The following is a 15,967-nucleotide window of genomic DNA, read 5'->3' on the forward strand; positions in this document are numbered from 1 at the left end:
CTAGACCACGCTCAAGCAGTCCCGCGCGATCGCCAACTCCTCGTTGGTGGGGACCACCAACACCGTGATCGGCGAGGTATCAGTCGAGATGCGTCGAGCACCCTTGTCGGGCCGGGAGTTTCGTTGCTCGTCGATCTCGATCCCCAGGCCGCCCAGACCGCTGAGCGAGTCCAAACGCACCGCGGGCGCGTTTTCTCCGACGCCGGCGGTGAAGCTGATCGCATCCGTCCGGCCCAGGATGGCCAGGTAGCCGCCGACGTACTTGCGCAGTCGATGAATGAACACGTCGTAGGCCAACTGCGCTGAGCTGTCGCCGGATTCAATCATCTCGCGCAGCCGGCGGAAATCCCGTTCACCGGCCAGCCCCAGCAACCCGGAGCGGTGGTTGAGCGTTGACTCGATGTCCTCGACGCTCACGCCGGCCTCGCGATACAAGTAGCCCACGATGCCCGCGTCGATGTCACCGCTGCGGGTCCCCATCACGAGGCCTTCCAGCGGAGTCAGACCCATCGAGGTCTCGACTGCGCGCCCACCGCTGATCGCCGAGGCTGACGCGCCGTTACCCAGATGCAGCACAATCTGATTCAGCTCGCCGCGCGGCCGCTCCAGGAAGGCCGCAGCTTGTTCGCTGACGTAGCGGTGCGAGGTCCCGTGAAATCCGTATCGGCGGATATGCCACTTTTTCGCCAGCTCCCGGTCGATGGCATAGGTCGCCGCGGCGGCCGGCAGGTCGTGGAAGAACGCGGTGTCGAAAACCGCGACATGCGGCACCTGCGGCAGCATCGCGCGGGCGACTTGGATGCCCTGCACGGCAGGCGGATTGTGCAGCGGCGCAAGCATCGACAGGTGCTCGAGCTTGGCGATGACCGTGTCGTCGATGACGGTCGGCCGGTAGAAGACCGCCCCGCCGTGCACCACCCGGTGCCCCACGGCGGCCAGCCCGCAGGCGTTGAGGTCGATACCGCCGTCGGACAACGCCTCGAAGGCCACCTGCAGCGCCGCGCCATGGTCGGGGACCGTCGAGCCCGGCTCACCGATCTGCTCGACGGTGCCGTCGGCCAGCAATTCACCCGAAACCGGTTCGGTCAGTTGATATTTCAGCGATGACGAGCCAGCGTTCAGCACGAGCACCACCGGCGTGCGGCTGCTCACTGAATACCCTGGGCCTGGATCGCGGTGATCGCGACCGTGTTGACGATGTCTTCGACGAGTGCACCGCGGGACAGGTCGTTCACCGGCTTGTTCAAGCCCTGTAGAACCGGACCGATGGCAATCGCTCCGGCGCTGCGCTGCACCGCCTTGTACGCATTGTTGCCGGCGTTCAAGTCGGGGAAGATCAGCACGGTGGCCTGACCGGCCACCGGTGAGCCGCTCATTTTGGTGGCCGCAACGGTCGGCTCGACGGCGGCGTCGTACTGAATCGGTCCTTCGACTAGTAATTGCGGTTCACGGCTGCGCACCAATCCGGTTGCCTCCCTGACCTTGTCGACGTCAACTCCGGTGCCGGACTCGCCGGTGGAGTACGACAGCATGGCGATGCGCGGTTCGATGCCGAACTGCGCGGCCGTCGCAGCGGCGCTGATCGCGATGTCGGCAAGCTGCTCGACGGTCGGGTCAGGGACGATCGCGCAATCTCCATAGGCCAGAACCTGATCCGGCAGGCACATCAGAAACACACTGGACACCGTCGAGATGCCGGGGGCGGTGCGGATGATCTCGAAAGCCGGACGAACGGTGTGTGCGGTGGTGTGCGATGCGCCGGACACCATCCCGTCGACATAGGAGTTGTGCACCAGCATGGTGCCGAAATACGACCCGTCGTGGATGATCTCGCGGGCTTGTTCGACGGTGACCCCCTTTTTGGCGCGAAGCTTTGCATACTGCTCGGCGAACTGGTCGCACAGATCACTTGTTCGCGGATCGAAAACCGCGGCGCCATCCACGTTGACCCCGAGTTCAGCGGCGCGGGAACGGATCTGGCTCTCGTCGCCGAGAATCGTCAGATCGGCAATCCCGCGCTGCAGCACTCGGCCGGCGGATTTGAGGATCCGGTCGTCATCGCCTTCGGGCAGCACAATGCGCTTACGATCCGATCGGGCTTGTTCGCGCAACTGGTAGGTGAACATCTGCGGCGTGGTCACCTTGGGGATCGGGATCGCCAACTGCGCCAGCAGGTCCGTGAGGTCGACGTGACTCTCGATCAGCTGTATCGCGGTGTCGATTTTGCGCTGCGACGAGGCGGTGACCCGGCCCCGGGCCGACCCGACCGCGGTAGCGGTGTCGAACGTGCCCAGCGTGGTCGCGATGATCGGCAACCGCAGCCGCAGCCCCGCCACCAGCGACCCGGTCGAATGATGCAACTCGAAGCCACCGTTGAGGATGATGCACGCCAACGACGGAAACCCTTCAGCGGCATGGGCGCTCGCCGCGGCAAGCACGACGTCCGAGCGGTCACCGGGCGTCACCACCGCCACCGCCTCGCCCAACCGCTCGAGTACGTGATCGGCGGTCATGCCGGCGACCACGACGCCCATCACCTCGCGGCTCATCAGTGCGGTATCGCCGCTGAGCAGTGTGCCATCGACCGCGGCCTGCAGATCGGCGACTGTCGGCGCTACCAGCAGCGGCTCGTCGGGCACGGCGTAGGTCTTCGGTGTGAGACTTCGAAGAGCCTCGGTGATCGCGGTCAATTGTGCTGGCTCGCAACGGTTGGCGATAATGGCCGCGGTGTGGGCGTGCTGGGTGTTCAGCTCGGCCAAGCACACCTCGACGGCGTGGACGACTTGATCGGCGGTGCGATCCTTGGCCCGGATGGCCAGCACCACCGGGACGCCGAGGTTGACCGCGATGCGAGCGTTGACGCCCAGTTCGGCGGGGCTGGCCCCTTGTCCCAGGTCGCTATGATCACTGCCGACGATGACGACCGCATCGCAGTCGTCAGCCATCGCGTGATAACGCTCGACGATGTCGTCGATGGCGGCATCACGGTCGGCATGCAACTGCTGGTAGTCGACACCGATGCAGCGCTGGTAGGGCAGGTCCGCGGTGCTGTGCGCCAGCAGCAGGTCCAGGATGTAGTCCCGATCCTCATGCGCTGGCGTCGACCCGCTGCGCCCGGCACGCGTAATCGGCCGAAACACACCGACTTTGGCGACCGTGGCGGTCAGTCGATGCAGAATACCCAGCGCGATCGCCGATTTGCCGCTATCGCCTTCGGGCGCCGCAATATAGAGCCCAGTGGCGTTGGGCATTCGGGTCAGCCCAGCCGTCGTAACCGGGGCTCGAGATCCCTCTGGAACAGCTCCAGGAACCGGCGCTGGTCATGACCCGGTGCGTGGAACACCAGGTGGTTGAGGCCCCACTCCACGTAGTCCTTGACCTTCGCGACGGCCTCGTCGGGATCGGAGGCCACGATCCAGCGCTTGGCGACCTGTTCGATCGGAAGCTCGTCGGCGGCTTTCTCCATTTCCAGCGGGTCGTGGATGCTGGTCTTCTGCTCGGCGGTCAGCGACAGCGGCGCCCAGAAACGGGTGTTCTCCAGTGCCAGTTCGGGATCGGTGTCATAGGAGATCTTGATCTCGATCATCCGGTCGACGTCTTGCGCGTTCTTGCCCGCGGCCTCGGCGCCCTCACGCATGGCCGGGATCAGCTTGTCCTTATAGAGCTCCTCGCCCTTGCCGGATGTGCAGATGAAGCCGTCGCCCGCACGGCCGGCGTACTTGGCCACCTGCGGACCGCCCGCGGCGATGTAGATCGGGATACCGCCCTCGGGCACGTCGTAAATCGAGGCGCCCTTGGTGTGGTAGTACTCCCCCTCGAAGTCGACCCGGTCGCCCAGCCACAGTTCGCGCATCAGCCGCACCGACTCGCGAAGGCGCGCGTAGCGCTCCTTGAACTCCGGCCACTCCCCTTCGTAGCCGGTGGCGATCTCGTTAAGCGACTCGCCAGTCCCGACGCCGAGGAAGATGCGGTCCGGATACAGACACCCCATGGTCGCGAACGCTTGCGCGATCACGGCCGGGTTGTAGCGGAACGTCGGCGTCAACACCGAGGTGCCCAGTTGCAACCGCTTGGTGCGTTCGCCGACCGCCGTCATCCAGGCCAACGAGAACGGCGCATGCCCACCCTCGTGCCGCCACGGCTGGAAGTGGTCACTGACCGTTGCGCTGTCCATGCCGTGCGCCTCGGCCTCGACCGCCAGCTCGACGAGTTCTCGCGGGGCGAACTGCTCCGCCGACGCCTTGTATCCAAGTTTGAGTTCAGCCACGCTTTGTTTCTACTCCCTCTGGTGGTGCGACCTAGACTCCGGGATATGGCACCTGTCATGCAAGCCGTCACCGAACACGTGCACCTCGCCCAGGGCGGGGCGGTCAACTGGACGCTGGTCACCGATGAGCGCGGGGTCATGCTGATCGACGCCGGCTATCCGGGCGACCGGGACGACGTGCTGGATTCGCTGCGGCAGCTGGGATATCAGCCCGGCGACGTGCGCGCCATCCTGCTGACCCACGCCCACATCGATCACCTCGGCTCGGCGATCTGGTTCGCCAAGACCCACCGCACTCCGGTCTACTGCCACGCCGACGAGGTCGGCCACGCCAAACGCGAGTATCTGGAGCAGGCCTCGCCGATCGATGTGGCGATGAATCTCTGGCGACCGCGCTGGGCGCGGTGGACCGCCCACCTCGTGCGCGATGGCGGATTGAGCCGCGAGGGCATCCCGACCACCCAACCCCTGACTGCCGAGGTGGCCGCGGAGCTGCCCGGCAACCCGACGGCCATCCCGACTCCCGGTCACACCGGCGGACACTGCTCGTTTGTGATTGACGGCGCGCTCATCAGTGGCGACGCGCTGGTGACCGGACACGCTCTGCTGCCGCGCAGCGGCCCGCAACTACTGCCCGAGTTGTTCAGCCATGACCAGGACGGGTGCATCCGCAGCCTGGCCGCTCTCGCCCTGTTGGACACCGAGATCCTGGTGCCCGGCCATGGCGATCTGTGGAGCGGCCCGATCCGCGAAGCGACCCAACAGGCGACCGCGCTGGCGCGTTAGAGCTCAGTCAGCCCGAGGTGCTCGCGCAGCGTCGTGCCGCTGTATTCGGTGTAGTACCCTGAACGCTCCTGCAGCAGGGGCACCACGTGGTCGACGAACTCGTCGAGACCATGCGGGGTCAGGTGCGGCACGAAGATGAACCCGTCGCAGGCGTCGGCCTGGATGTAGCGGTCGATCTCCGCGGCGACATGCTCGGCGGTGCCGACGAACTGCTCCCGGCTGGAGACTGCGATGATCAGCTCGCGGATCGAAAGGTTTTCAGCCTCAGCGCGTTCGCGGTAGCGGCGGGCCACCTCGATCGGGTCGCCATGCCGCACGCGGCCCTGGGTGATGCTGGTGTCGCCAGTCGGATCGTCGGCCGGCAGCGGGCCGTCGGGATCGTGTTCGGACAGGTCGCGACCCCAGACTTGCTCGAGCATCGCGATCGCTGTCGGGCCGCTGACTTGCTGGCGGCGGATGTGGTGCGCCCGGTCGTCGGCTTCCGCTGCGGTGTCGCCCAGGACGAAGCTCGCCGCTGGAAAGACCTTGAGCTCGTCGGGGTTTCGCCCGAAGGAGGCCGCCCGACCCTTCACATCGGCGTAATAACGCTGGCCGTCTTCCAGCGACCCGTGCAGGGTGAACAGCGCGTCAGCGTAGTGCGCGCCGAAGTTTCGGCCTTCGTCGGAATCGCCGGCCTGCAACAGGATTGGATGTCCCTGCGGCCCGCTGGGCAGTGTCGCCAGTCCGCGCACGTCGAAGTGCGGGCCATGATGCTCGACCACGCCCACCCGGTCGGGAGCGGCGTAAATTCCGGCCTCGATGTCGGCCCGCACAGCATTGGGCGCCCAGCTGTCCCAGAATTGGCGGGTGACGGCGAGAAACTCCTCGGCCCGCTGGTACCGGTGGGCATGGTCGAGGAAGCCGCCGCGCCGGAAGTTCTCTCCGGTGAACGCATCCGAGGAGGTGACGATGTTCCAGCCGGCCCGCCCGTCTGACAACTGGTCGAGGGTGGCGAATTGCCTTGCCACCTCAAAGGGTTCGTTGAACGTGGTGTTGATCGTCCCGGTCAGGCCGAGCCGGTCGGTGACCGCGGCCAAAGCCGCCAGCACGGTGAAGGTGTCCGGCCGGCCCATCACGTCGAGGTCGTAGATCTGTCCGCGATGCTCGCGCAGCCTTAGGCCTTCGGCGAGGAAGAAGAAGTCGAACAGTCCACGCTCGGCGGTACGGGCCATCTGCTCGAACGACGCGAAGTCGATCTGACTTCCCGATTGCGGGTCGGTCCACACCGTGGTGCTGTTGACCCCCGGAAAATGGGCAGCGAGATGAATGGGCTTGCGCTGCTTTCCTTCTCGGACGTTCATGCGCTGATTCCCCAGCGCTTGGCCAGCAGCTCGTGTGAGCGCAGACGGGCCTGGTGGTCGTGGGTCACCGATGTGACGACGAGTTCGTCGGCTCCGCTCAGGCGTTGCAATGCCGACAGCCGTTCGGCGACCTCATCCGGGTCGCCGACCAATTGCGTCTTCAGCCGGTCCTTGACCACCGGTAGCTGCTCATCCGTCAGCGGTCGGTAGTCGCCGGGAGCCGGGTAGGGCACCGCACCGACCCCGGTACGAATCGAGTACACCCACTGCCCGTAGCCGGCCGCGAGTTCCTTTGCAGTAGCGCTGTCCTCGGCGACGACGACATCGGCGGACACCACTACGTAGGGCTCCTGCAACGTCGCCGACGGGACGAACGTGTCCCGGTAGGCCTCGATCGCTTCCAACGCCGTCGCCGGGGTGATGTGGTAGCTCGCGACGAACGGCAGACCGTGCGCGCCGGCCAGCCGCCCGCTCTGCCCTCTCGTGCTGCCAAAGATCCACGGCGTCAACCCGGATCGCTCCCCCGGCACCGCGTGCACGTCGAAGCCGCCGGCTTCGAACGAGCCGTCGAGCAACGCGAGGATGTCGCGCAGCTGGTCGGCGAAGTCGGGTGCGACGGCCTCCGGCTGCTGAAGTATCTCCATCGTCGCCAGCACACGATCGGTGTCGAGCAGCCCGCGCAGGTCGAACGGCAGCGGGATCACCACACCGTCGACTTTGCGCCACTGCCGCGGCGGACGATCCTTGGCCGACGGATGCTTCGGCTTGAACCCGGTGTCGCGGCGCTGGCCGCGGCCCAGCCCGAGATCGATCCGGTCCGGATAGAACGCGTCGAGGATGCCGAAGCTCTCGACGACCGCGGGAGCGGTGGTGTGGCCCAGCTGGACCGCGGCCGACCCCACTCGAATCGTGGTGGTGGCGGCGGCGATTTGCCCGATCAGCACGGCGGGTGCCGAGCTGGCGACGCCGACGAAGTGGTGCTCGGCAATCCAGTATCGGCGGTATCCCCACTGCTCTGCGTGCTGAGCCAGATCGATGGTGTTGTGCAACGCCGTCGTCGCGTCGCTGCCGGCGCTGATCGGTGAGAGGTCCAGAATGGACAGTGGGACGGTGTTCATGCGTTCACCTTCGCGTACCGGTTGGGTGCGTCGGGCAGGCCGAGTCGCTGACGCAATGTCTCGCCTTGGGTGTACCCACTGCGAAACACCCCTGCGCCCTGCAGCAGTGGAATTACCTCGTCGACGATCACCGGGAGGTCGGTGCTGTTGACGGCCGGCCGCAGCCGGACGCCGTCGACACCCAGCTGTTGCCAGCCCAGGATCAGATCCACCACGTCGGCGGCGCTGCCATCGAATATCAAGGCGTCTGAGCCGAATTCGGTGTCACCGCCGAACGTCACCACCACGTCGGCGTAGACCTTCAGGTGCTGGCCGCCGGCTGCCTTGACCTCGTCGAGAATCGCATCGAGCGACGCATTGTCGGTCGGCGTGACGAACACCAGATCGGCACTGGCCGCGGCGAATTCGTAGACGCGCGGCGCGTGCGCCAACGCAGCCACCACCGGCTGGCCTTGCGGCGAACGCGGGGTGATCGAGGGGCCTTTCACCGAAAAGTATTTGCCACGAAAGTCGATGTAGTGCAGCTTTTCCCGGTCGACGTAGCGCGCGGTCTCGGCGTCGCGGATGATCGCATCGTCCTCCCAGCTGTCCCACAAGCGCCGTACCACTTCGACGGCGTCGACGGCCTCGTCGAACAATTCGTTGGCGTCGGCGGAGGCATCGCGCCGGCCGAACAGCGCGGCCTCGTGGGCCGTCGAACTCACCCGTGGCTGCCAACCCGCTCGTCCGTGCGACACGTGGTCCAGCGTCGCGATCGCTTTGGAGATGTGGAACGGCTCGGTGTGGGTGACGGTGGCCACCGGGATCAGACCGATGTGGGCAGTGACCGGGGCGATCCGCGCCGCGACGAGCACGGCGTCACCGCGGCCGGCCAGCCGCCGTGGGCTGAGGGGTTCGCGGCGCCCCGGCTGGGGTTGCAGGCTGTCGTCGATGGTGAGGAAATCCAGCAGCCCGCGCTCGGCGGTGGCGGCCAGGCCGGCCCAGTACCGCCCGGACAGCACCGAGTCCGTCGTGGAATTGGCGGCCAACGTGGGTCGCCATGCGTGCGGGTGCCATCCGTAGCCGTCGAGCGCTACGCCGAGGTGCAGATCGTCGGGGCGGGTCACGAGAGCACCTTCACAAAGGCGATCGGGAACACCGGGCCGCGCGACGGCAGCGGTTCGGGAAGTCGCGTGTAGCCCGCCGCCTCGTACAGCGCCTCCGCCTCGGGTTGGCGGTGACCGGTTGTCAGGTAGACCCGCTGATACCCACGTTCGGCGATGGTGTTCTCCAACTCGATCAGCAGCGCGGTCGCATGGCCGGCGCGGCGGTGGGCCCGGTCGGTCCAAATCCGCTTGAGCTCGGCAGTGTGGGCGTCGAATCGCTGAAAAGCGCCGCCGGTGACAGGCGCGCCATCGAGTTCACCGACCAGAAAACCACCGTCGGGCGGCGCGAACTCCGCGGTCGGAACCGACGTCAACCAGGCCATGACGGTCGGCGTCGTGCTCTCGTAGCGATGCGCGTACTCGAGCGCCAACTCGTCCAGCAGCGGCTGGGCCCTGGGATCGTCCGCGGCCACCGCGAGAAAGCGGAGCTGCTGCGCATGCGCGGGTCGGCTGGGTGGCGGCATCACTACATTTCTAACGTCTCGCCGTGGTCAGCATTCCGGCGCGACTAGGTGAAGACTGCGCGGACATAGCGGCCCGCCACCGGCGCACCCTTAAGATCCTGACGACGTAAACCCGGCAGGCCGGTCGCTGTGAACAGCTGCTGGAGTTCGGTCACCACCGTTCGCCATCCGAGTGCGGCCAAGGATTCCGCGGCATCGTGATGCTCATTGGGGTAGGTGAATTCCGTCATGTCGCCCTGATACCCACACCGTCGCCAGCGCTTCGCCAGCGCGTGTTCCTGGCTCAGTAAACGCGGCTGGGTCTCCGGTAAGTAGTCGGCCGCGGCCCGACTTCCGGGAGCACTCAACGCCGTGACGTTGTTGAGCAGCCGGTCTTGGACCGCCGGCGCCAGAAATCCGACGAGCAGCCCCTCGGCGATCCACACGGTGGGCTCGCCTGCGTCGAAGCCGATCCGCCGAAGGGCTTCCGGCCAGTCCCGGCGGAGGTCGATGCCGACCGCACGTCGGTTGGCGGTCGGGCCGGCGTCCATGCCACGCAGGGTCTGGGTCTTGAAGTCGATCACCTGCGGCTGGTCGATCTCGTACACCGTGGTGCCGGCCGGCCACCACAACCGGTACGGCCGGGCATCCAACCCCGACGCCAGGATCACCACTTGCCGGATCCCGGCCCGGCACGCGTCGGTGACGAAGTTGTCGAAGAACCGCGTCCGAACCGCGAAAAGGTCTGTCAGCAAAGCCATTCCGTTGTCGTCACCCAGGTCACTGAGCGCCAGTTCCCCACTGGCCACCTTGGTGAAGAAGTCCAGTCCTACCGCACTGACCAGCGGCTCGGCGAAGGGATCATGGATCAGCCCCGCCCGGTTCGCCAGCGCCCTCGCCGTCGCCACCAACGTGGCGGTGGTTCCGACACCGGTGGCCGGACCCCAGGTGTCGTGGGCTGTGCGCGACATATCTCAGGCCGACTCCACTGGGCGCCCGAACTGGGCGATCGCTCGCCAACCGAGCAGCAGCAGAGCGGTGACCGTGGCTGCGACGACGATGAAACTGCCGGCCACACCGGCGGAGGTTGCCTTGCGCAGTGATAATCCGACCGCCACAGCGCTCAGCCACACGACCACGCCGGTCGGATACACCGCGGATGGCCGGCGCCAGGCTTGCGACAACAGCCACCCCAGCACGGTCCCACTCAGAAAGGGCCAGGCGGTGGTCGCGATGCCGGCGATATTGAGGCCTTCGTCGTGGCTGCGCCGCCCGACGGCGCAAAACACCAGTACGCAGGCCACATCGATGCCCAACCACACCGGACTCCGCCGCGGACTCGCCATGCCACGAGGTTACCGGGACCGCTTGCGCCGGGAATCGGGTTCGGATTGACGATCGCGCCGCCCGGGTACACCTGCCCTAGGCCAAAACTCCCCACGCACAGTTGGTGAGCGCATCTTGTGGTCGACAATGGATGGAAAAATAATGCCACGCTTCACAATTCCGGGCCTCACCGATGCAGAAGGCACCGAGATCGCTGAGCTCTTGCAGAAACAACTCAGCGCTTACAACGACTTGCATCTGACGCTCAAGCATGTGCATTGGAATGTCGTGGGGCCGAGCTTCATCGGCGTTCACGAAATGCTCGACCCCCAGGTCCTGCTGGTACGCGGCTATGCCGATGAGGTGGCCGAGCGTATCGCGACGCTGGGCGCATCCCCGAAGGGCACTCCCGGAGCGATCATTGCGGATCGAACCTGGAACGACTACTCGCTGGGCCGCGATGTCACCGGAGCGCACATGGCAGCGCTAGACCTGGTGTACGCGGGCATCATCGAAGACACCCGGAAAAACGTTGAGCGGCTTGAAGATCTGGATCTGGTCACCCAGGATCTGCTGATCGCGCACGCCACCGAGCTGGAGAAGTTCCAGTGGTTTATTCGCGCGCATCTGGAGAACGCCGGTGGCAGCCTCAGCAATGCGGGCGCCAAGACGGAGAAGGAAGCGGCTCGCAGCGCAGTAGACGCCGCGTAAGCGACGGCAGCGTTTCGGTCCACCTCCTCGCCAGCCGGCGAATTTGGTGAACGTTCGTCCTGGTCTTTACTGCGCGCAATTTTCATCAAATATGCTGTCCTGTCTACCTAATTAGTCAATCTGATTGCATTCAGTGCACAAGTGTGTACTGTTGGAGCCATGGCAGAACGCGGTGCACAACCTACGGTTCCACGCGGTCGCCGGCTGTTTCTCCGTGCCGTGCGGCAACTGTTCAGTCCGCTGCGTCCCGACGATTACCTCGAGATGATCAACCCGCTGTGGACGACCAAGGAATTGCGGGGGAAGGTCGAGCGGGTAGAGCCGCAGGGCTCGGAAGCGGTCAGCGTGCTGATCAGACCCGGCTACGAATGGGTGGGTCACAAGCCGGGTCAGTACGTGCGGCTCGGCTTGGTCATCGACGGCCGCTATCACTGGCGGGCGTATTCGCTCACATCTGACCCGGCACCTGACGACGGCTTGATCAGCGTCACGCCCAAGAAAGTGGACAGCGGCGTTGTCTCGCCCTACCTGGTGGAGAGGATCCAGCCCGGCGAAGTAGTGCGGCTCGGCGAAGTGGAAGGTGTGTTCACCCTTCCCGAGCAGCCGCCGCCCAAGATGCTTTTCATCAGCGCGGGCAGCGGTATCACGCCGATCATCAGCATGCTGCGCAGCTTGGACCGTCGCAACGAGATCGGCGATGTCGTGGTCATTCACTCTGTCAGCACGCGCGAGCAGACCATGTTCCTCTCCGTCCTCGAAGACCTCGACGCGCGTCACGAGCACCTGCGGTTGGATCTGCGGCTCACCTCCGAGCGCGGTCGGATGTCGACGGGTGACCTCGACGAGGTGTGCCCGGACTGGCGCGAACGCGAGGCATTCTGCTCGGGGCCCGGCGAACTCCTCGACGCGCTCATCGAACACTGGAAAGACAACGGCGATCCCGATCGGCTGCACTTCGAACGATTCCAGCCGAAGATCAGCGGTGATGGAGCTGAAGGCGAGGGAGGCGAAGTGTCCTTCCTCGAAAGCGAGACAACCGCTGAGTGCGGTGGTGGCACACCAATTTTGGAGGCCGGTGAGAAAGCCGGTCTCAACCTGGCTTACGGGTGCCGCATCGGAATTTGCCACACCTGCGTCGGGACGCTCAAGTCGGGCAAGGTTCGTGATCTTCGCTCCGGCGAGGTAAGCGAACCCACCGAGCAGGACATCCGGATCTGCATCAACTCCGCTGAAGGCGCTGTCGAACTCGCCCTCTGATCGAAAGGAAACACGGTGACAACTGTGGAAAGCCCGCTCGCTCGGCTGAGCGAACAGGAACTCGAAAAACTCGCGAAGGAACTCGACGCGATTCACGACGAGGTGTACGCCGACCTCGGCGACCGCGACCGGCACTACATCAAGGCAGTGATCAAAGCCGAGCGCCAGATCTTGGTGGCCGGGCGCGTGCTGTTGCTTGCGTCGCGGTCGAAAACCGCCTGGGTGCTCGGCACCGCGTGTCTGGGGACGGCAAAGATCCTGGAAAACATGGAGATCGGCCACAACGTGATGCACGGCCAGTGGGATTGGATGAACGATCCCGATATCCACTCATCGGTGTGGGATTGGGATACCGCCTCGACCGCGGCCGCCTGGAAGCACTCGCACAACTACATCCACCACACGTATACGAATATTTTGGGTAAGGACAAGGATCTCGGATACGAGATCATGCGCATCGACCCCGCGCAGAAATGGAAGCCCGCCAACCTCGGGCAATTCTTTTACAACGCGCTGCTCACCGCGCTGTTCGAGTGGGGTGTGGCGATCCACGACCTGAACATTCAGGCCATCCTGGCCGGCAAAAAGCCGAAGTCGGAACTGCGCAAAGACTTGAAAGGGATCGGCGGCAAGGCCCGAAAGCAGATACAGAAGGATTACGTGGGCTGGCCGGTGGTCAGTGCCGGCGCCTTCGCGCTCGCACAGCTGGCCCTACGCGGCCGGATCGATCGACCCGCGAAATCCCGTATCGGCCGGCGACTTCGCACGATATCCGCCGAGGGCCGGCTCGGCGCCACGGCAAGTCTTGCCGACCGGTTCCTGCCCGGCGTGGAAAGCACATTTTTGCGGACCCTTGCCGCCAATGCGCTGGCCAACTTCATCCGAAACGTGTGGTCGCACGCCATCATCTTCTGCGGCCACTTTCCGGATCAGACCTACACCTTCACCGAAGAAGAGGTCGAGGACGAGACGCGTGGCGGCTGGTACGTGCGCCAGTTGGTCGGTGCCGCCAATATCGACGGCAGCCCACTCTTTCATCTCATGAGCGGCAATCTGAGTTTCCAAGTTGAACACCACCTCTATCCCGATATGCCAAGCAGCAGGTACTCGGAGATCGCGCCGAAGATCAAAGACATCTGCGAGCGCTATGGATTGCCGTACAACACCGGGCGATTCTCAAAGCAATGGTTCTCGGTGCACCGCACCATCTTCCGGTTGGCGTTCCCCGGCGGGAAGCCGCGCCCGAAACCCGGCCCCTACCAAGGCGAGGAACGACGCGTCGGCAACCATACTTCAAGCGAAGCGACGCAATTCCGCGGCCGACTGCCGGCCGAACATCCAGATGCCGGCCCTGAGCATGTCTCGTCCGGCGTCGAGGTTGACCCGCCGCCACGCGGAAAAGACCGACGCGACGCGTGATTAGACGGGCCGGCCAGATCGGATCGTCGAAATCTCTTATATTTTAACTAATTCGGCACTGATGACATTTGTCACATCTGCCCGGTGCCCGGTTGCCGTGCGTTGGATCGGGTAGCCACCACCTACGTCGTTCCCACCGATTGACTAAAAACAAACCTATAGGAGCAGTTCTTACGTGACTACACCCGATATCAGTTCCCTACTTGCACAACTGCGCACCGTTTTAGACCTGACGAACACCGAAATTCAGATCGCGGAAACGCGTGTCGCTCAAGCCCGCACCGACGCGGTGCGTCGCGAACTGACCCAGAACGCCGCCAACGGCCGCGACCGTGCAGTGGCCATCGCGTCGGCGATCCGTGACCTCGGCGGCTTCCCCGATGTGATCGGCCCGTTCCTGGGGCGTGCAGGCGCTGCGGTCAAGGCTCTCACCGAGCAGGCTCAACCGTTCAGCGAGGCACTGCTGGGAGACCTGGCCCTCGAGGACCAGTTGCTCGATCGCTCGCGCTACATCAAGGCTCTTGCTGTCGCCGCCGAGCGCTCCGACATCGAAGCCCTGGCTACGCGCCTGGTGACCGCGCACTCCGCGACGGTCGAATGGATCACGACGGTTCTCGCCGAAGACGCACTCGGTGGGCCGGCCGCTTTACGTCGCAGTCCCATGCAGGCAGCTGCCGGGTCAGTCGTCAAACTCGTTAACCTGCCGGTCAATTGGTCAACCCGCGGTGTCGACCGCGCCGTGGAAGCTGTGCGTTCCACCGCGCCGGCGCTGAACAGTTTGTTCAGCCGCGGTGCGCACGCCGGCGATGTGGCGGCCAAAGCCGCAGTCGCCGCGCGGGATGCGGCGCTGCAGTCCGCGGAAAAAGTTTTCCGCGACGAAGGTAGCGCCCAAGTAGCCGATGCAGTCCATTCGGCACGTAGCGTCACTGGTGTGCTGAGCGCCGACGAGTTGCCGATCGAGAACTACGACGAGCTCAACCAGAACGAGGCGGTGGCTGCGATCAAGGAGCTGACTGCGCCGCACGATATTCGCGCGATCATTGCCTACGAAGAGTCCAACAAGGAGCGTGCGCGCGTCGTGTCGGCCGCCCAGACCCGCGTAGCCGCTATCGCCCAAGAGGTTGTCGGCATCAGCTGACACTTCTGACGCAACCCTGACAAGAGCCCCTACAGCGAGCCGCCGGCTGTGGGGGCTCTTTCATGGTCCCGAGCCGGGAGATGTTCGAGGCGTTAATTACGGTCAGCCAGGCGCCAAAAGGCTGCTGAAGTGTTGTTCGCAGGGGTGACTGTGTCAGCCGTCATCCGAAGGAAGGCCTATTGTTGAAAAATGTGACCATTGCAGACCACATGCCTGATTCGCTGCTCGCGGCGATGGCGAAGGCGGACATCCCTACCGCGAATCATCAATTCATCCGTCTGATCACTACCTCTGTCGGCATCACCGAATGTCGAGCGATGGTGCGCGCCGGCAAGCCCTACGTCATAGCCAAAAGGCGCGACGGACTCCCCGATCTGCATATCTTCCACGGTTACACGACCGGCTTCACCACCGAACAGGAGATCGCCGGCGTCGCGGGCAGCGGCGCCGGGTACGGGCCCAGTTCACGCAAGGGAACCTGGTACGTCGAGCATCCGCAGAATCAGGTGCGCCCCAGCGGGAAGCGTTCCGCCGACGTTCGGCGTGAGGGCAGCTTCTGCGGCTGCGGCATGCAGTTGTCGCTGACCGGTGTGTGCGTCAACTGCAACTAGCACTGTGGCTGAACGCTTTACGGGACCCGCGTCCACGGTTGGCAGTTCTGCGACTCGAAGGCTTTGACTCCGGTGTTGATATTCGCGAACATCGGACCGACCGACGTGTTGGTTTGCAGGACATGATCTTTGGCCGCGTCGGGGGTGCTGTAGGTGAACCACGAGCACATCGAGTCCTGGGTCGGCACGTTATTGATCCATACGCCGAACGTCGACCCGGACCCGCCGGTCCGATAGAGACCCGGCACGATATCGGATCCGACGACGAAAAAACCGTTCCCCGGGATCGGGTCGACCGGATCGGCAACGGCCGGCGGCGCGAGCGCGAGAGTCAGCAGCAGCACGGCCGATACTGGGAGTAATGAGGGCATACCGCTTCCCTTCAAGCCGGTTCCCCCTACGGCAG

General features: G+C 64.8%; 16 protein-coding genes. 6 read left to right on the plus strand and 10 right to left on the minus strand.

Annotated features, from left to right (window positions below; all coding sequences use genetic code 11):
- Genes ACQY5A_RS23150 through fgd form a run of 3 tightly spaced genes read right to left on the minus strand, consistent with a single transcriptional unit; the run spans nucleotide 1 to nucleotide 4,267 of the window.
- Entirely contained in the window at nucleotides 1-1,131 is a 1,131-nt protein-coding gene (locus ACQY5A_RS23150) for an acetate kinase (protein WP_428343306.1), read from the minus strand.
- A 17-nt stretch (nucleotides 1,132-1,148) separates the two neighbouring features.
- Nucleotides 1,149-3,251: a phosphate acetyltransferase gene (gene pta, locus ACQY5A_RS23155; protein ID WP_428342603.1), complete on the minus strand. Its 2,103-nt coding sequence runs from the start codon at nucleotides 3,249-3,251 to the stop codon at nucleotides 1,149-1,151.
- Between the two features lie 5 nt (nucleotides 3,252-3,256).
- Entirely contained in the window at nucleotides 3,257-4,267 is a 1,011-nt protein-coding gene (gene fgd, locus ACQY5A_RS23160) for a glucose-6-phosphate dehydrogenase (coenzyme-F420) (RefSeq protein ID WP_428342604.1), read from the minus strand.
- A gap of 45 nt (nucleotides 4,268-4,312) precedes the next feature.
- On the opposite strand from fgd, the gene ACQY5A_RS23165 reads away from it, so the two are divergent.
- Nucleotides 4,313-5,053 (plus strand): MBL fold metallo-hydrolase, encoded by a 741-nt coding sequence (locus ACQY5A_RS23165; protein WP_428342605.1) that lies wholly within the window; start codon nucleotides 4,313-4,315, stop codon nucleotides 5,051-5,053.
- On the opposite strand, the gene ACQY5A_RS23170 is transcribed toward ACQY5A_RS23165, so the two are convergent.
- The 6 genes from ACQY5A_RS23170 to ACQY5A_RS23195 are packed head-to-tail and all read right to left on the minus strand — an operon-like array spanning nucleotide 5,050 to nucleotide 10,445.
- The gene (locus ACQY5A_RS23170; RefSeq protein ID WP_428342606.1) at nucleotides 5,050-6,393 is read right to left on the minus strand and encodes an NtaA/DmoA family FMN-dependent monooxygenase; all 1,344 of its coding nucleotides are present in this window, start codon (nucleotides 6,391-6,393) and stop codon (nucleotides 5,050-5,052) included. The two genes, ACQY5A_RS23165 and ACQY5A_RS23170, sit on opposite strands and share 4 nt — an antisense overlap.
- Nucleotides 6,390-7,511: an LLM class flavin-dependent oxidoreductase gene (locus ACQY5A_RS23175; protein WP_428342607.1), complete on the minus strand. Its 1,122-nt coding sequence runs from the start codon at nucleotides 7,509-7,511 to the stop codon at nucleotides 6,390-6,392. The genes ACQY5A_RS23170 and ACQY5A_RS23175 overlap by 4 nt, the downstream gene beginning before the upstream one ends.
- Nucleotides 7,508-8,617, minus strand: a complete 1,110-nt coding sequence (locus ACQY5A_RS23180; RefSeq protein WP_428342608.1) for an LLM class flavin-dependent oxidoreductase — start codon at nucleotides 8,615-8,617, stop codon at nucleotides 7,508-7,510. Before ACQY5A_RS23180 ends, ACQY5A_RS23175 begins: the two co-directional genes overlap by 4 nt.
- The gene (locus ACQY5A_RS23185; RefSeq protein WP_428342609.1) at nucleotides 8,614-9,120 is read right to left on the minus strand and encodes a GNAT family N-acetyltransferase; all 507 of its coding nucleotides are present in this window, start codon (nucleotides 9,118-9,120) and stop codon (nucleotides 8,614-8,616) included. Before ACQY5A_RS23185 ends, ACQY5A_RS23180 begins: the two co-directional genes overlap by 4 nt.
- A gap of 44 nt (nucleotides 9,121-9,164) precedes the next feature.
- Nucleotides 9,165-10,070, minus strand: a complete 906-nt coding sequence (locus ACQY5A_RS23190; RefSeq protein WP_428342610.1) for a class I SAM-dependent methyltransferase — start codon at nucleotides 10,068-10,070, stop codon at nucleotides 9,165-9,167.
- 3 nt (nucleotides 10,071-10,073) lie between these two features.
- Nucleotides 10,074-10,445 (minus strand): DUF3054 domain-containing protein, encoded by a 372-nt coding sequence (locus ACQY5A_RS23195; RefSeq protein ID WP_428342611.1) that lies wholly within the window; start codon nucleotides 10,443-10,445, stop codon nucleotides 10,074-10,076.
- Nucleotides 10,446-10,587: 142 nt separating this feature from the next.
- Here ACQY5A_RS23195 and ACQY5A_RS23200 point away from each other — a divergent pair, with 142 nt between their 5' ends.
- From ACQY5A_RS23200 to ACQY5A_RS23220, 5 genes are all read left to right on the plus strand, one after another.
- Complete coding sequence (locus ACQY5A_RS23200) at nucleotides 10,588-11,136, plus strand: Dps family protein (RefSeq protein WP_428342612.1); 549 nt, start codon at nucleotides 10,588-10,590, stop codon at nucleotides 11,134-11,136.
- 159 nt (nucleotides 11,137-11,295) lie between these two features.
- Nucleotides 11,296-12,393 carry a ferredoxin reductase gene (locus tag ACQY5A_RS23205; RefSeq protein ID WP_428342613.1) on the plus strand — a complete coding sequence of 366 codons (1,098 nt, stop codon included), beginning with the start codon at nucleotides 11,296-11,298 and terminating at the stop codon, nucleotides 12,391-12,393.
- 15 nt (nucleotides 12,394-12,408) lie between these two features.
- Entirely contained in the window at nucleotides 12,409-13,812 is a 1,404-nt protein-coding gene (locus ACQY5A_RS23210; protein WP_428342614.1) for a fatty acid desaturase family protein, read from the plus strand.
- Between the two features lie 175 nt (nucleotides 13,813-13,987).
- Entirely contained in the window at nucleotides 13,988-14,950 is a 963-nt protein-coding gene (locus ACQY5A_RS23215; RefSeq protein WP_428342615.1) for a ferritin-like domain-containing protein, read from the plus strand.
- A 191-nt stretch (nucleotides 14,951-15,141) separates the two neighbouring features.
- Nucleotides 15,142-15,561 (plus strand): hypothetical protein, encoded by a 420-nt coding sequence (locus ACQY5A_RS23220; protein WP_428342616.1) that lies wholly within the window; start codon nucleotides 15,142-15,144, stop codon nucleotides 15,559-15,561.
- Nucleotides 15,562-15,578: 17 nt separating this feature from the next.
- On the opposite strand, the gene ACQY5A_RS23225 is transcribed toward ACQY5A_RS23220, so the two are convergent.
- Nucleotides 15,579-15,932 (minus strand): hypothetical protein, encoded by a 354-nt coding sequence (locus tag ACQY5A_RS23225; RefSeq protein WP_428342617.1) that lies wholly within the window; start codon nucleotides 15,930-15,932, stop codon nucleotides 15,579-15,581.
- Between the last annotated feature and the right edge of the window lie 35 nt (nucleotides 15,933-15,967).

The sequence above is a fragment of the Mycobacterium sp. genome (assembly GCF_965277065.1).
Classification (GTDB): Bacteria; Actinomycetota; Actinomycetes; order Mycobacteriales; family Mycobacteriaceae; genus Mycobacterium.

Bases quoted from the DNA above. Each gene is read 5' to 3' on its own strand.
- pta (WP_428342603.1), bottom strand. From the start codon at position 3,251: ATGCCCAACGCCACTGGGCTCTATATTGCGGCGCCCGAAGGCGATAGC.
- ACQY5A_RS23165 (WP_428342605.1), top strand. From the start codon at position 4,313: ATGGCACCTGTCATGCAAGCCGTCACCGAACACGTGCACCTCGCCCAG.
- ACQY5A_RS23170 (WP_428342606.1), bottom strand. From the start codon at position 6,393: ATGAACGTCCGAGAAGGAAAGCAGCGCAAGCCCATTCATCTCGCTGCC.
- ACQY5A_RS23175 (WP_428342607.1), bottom strand. From the start codon at position 7,511: ATGAACACCGTCCCACTGTCCATTCTGGACCTCTCACCGATCAGCGCC.
- ACQY5A_RS23185 (WP_428342609.1), bottom strand. From the start codon at position 9,120: ATGCCGCCACCCAGCCGACCCGCGCATGCGCAGCAGCTCCGCTTTCTC.
- ACQY5A_RS23190 (WP_428342610.1), bottom strand. From the start codon at position 10,070: ATGTCGCGCACAGCCCACGACACCTGGGGTCCGGCCACCGGTGTCGGA.
- ACQY5A_RS23195 (WP_428342611.1), bottom strand. From the start codon at position 10,445: ATGGCGAGTCCGCGGCGGAGTCCGGTGTGGTTGGGCATCGATGTGGCC.
- ACQY5A_RS23200 (WP_428342612.1), top strand. From the start codon at position 10,588: ATGCCACGCTTCACAATTCCGGGCCTCACCGATGCAGAAGGCACCGAG.
- ACQY5A_RS23205 (WP_428342613.1), top strand. From the start codon at position 11,296: ATGGCAGAACGCGGTGCACAACCTACGGTTCCACGCGGTCGCCGGCTG.
- ACQY5A_RS23225 (WP_428342617.1), bottom strand. From the start codon at position 15,932: ATGCCCTCATTACTCCCAGTATCGGCCGTGCTGCTGCTGACTCTCGCG.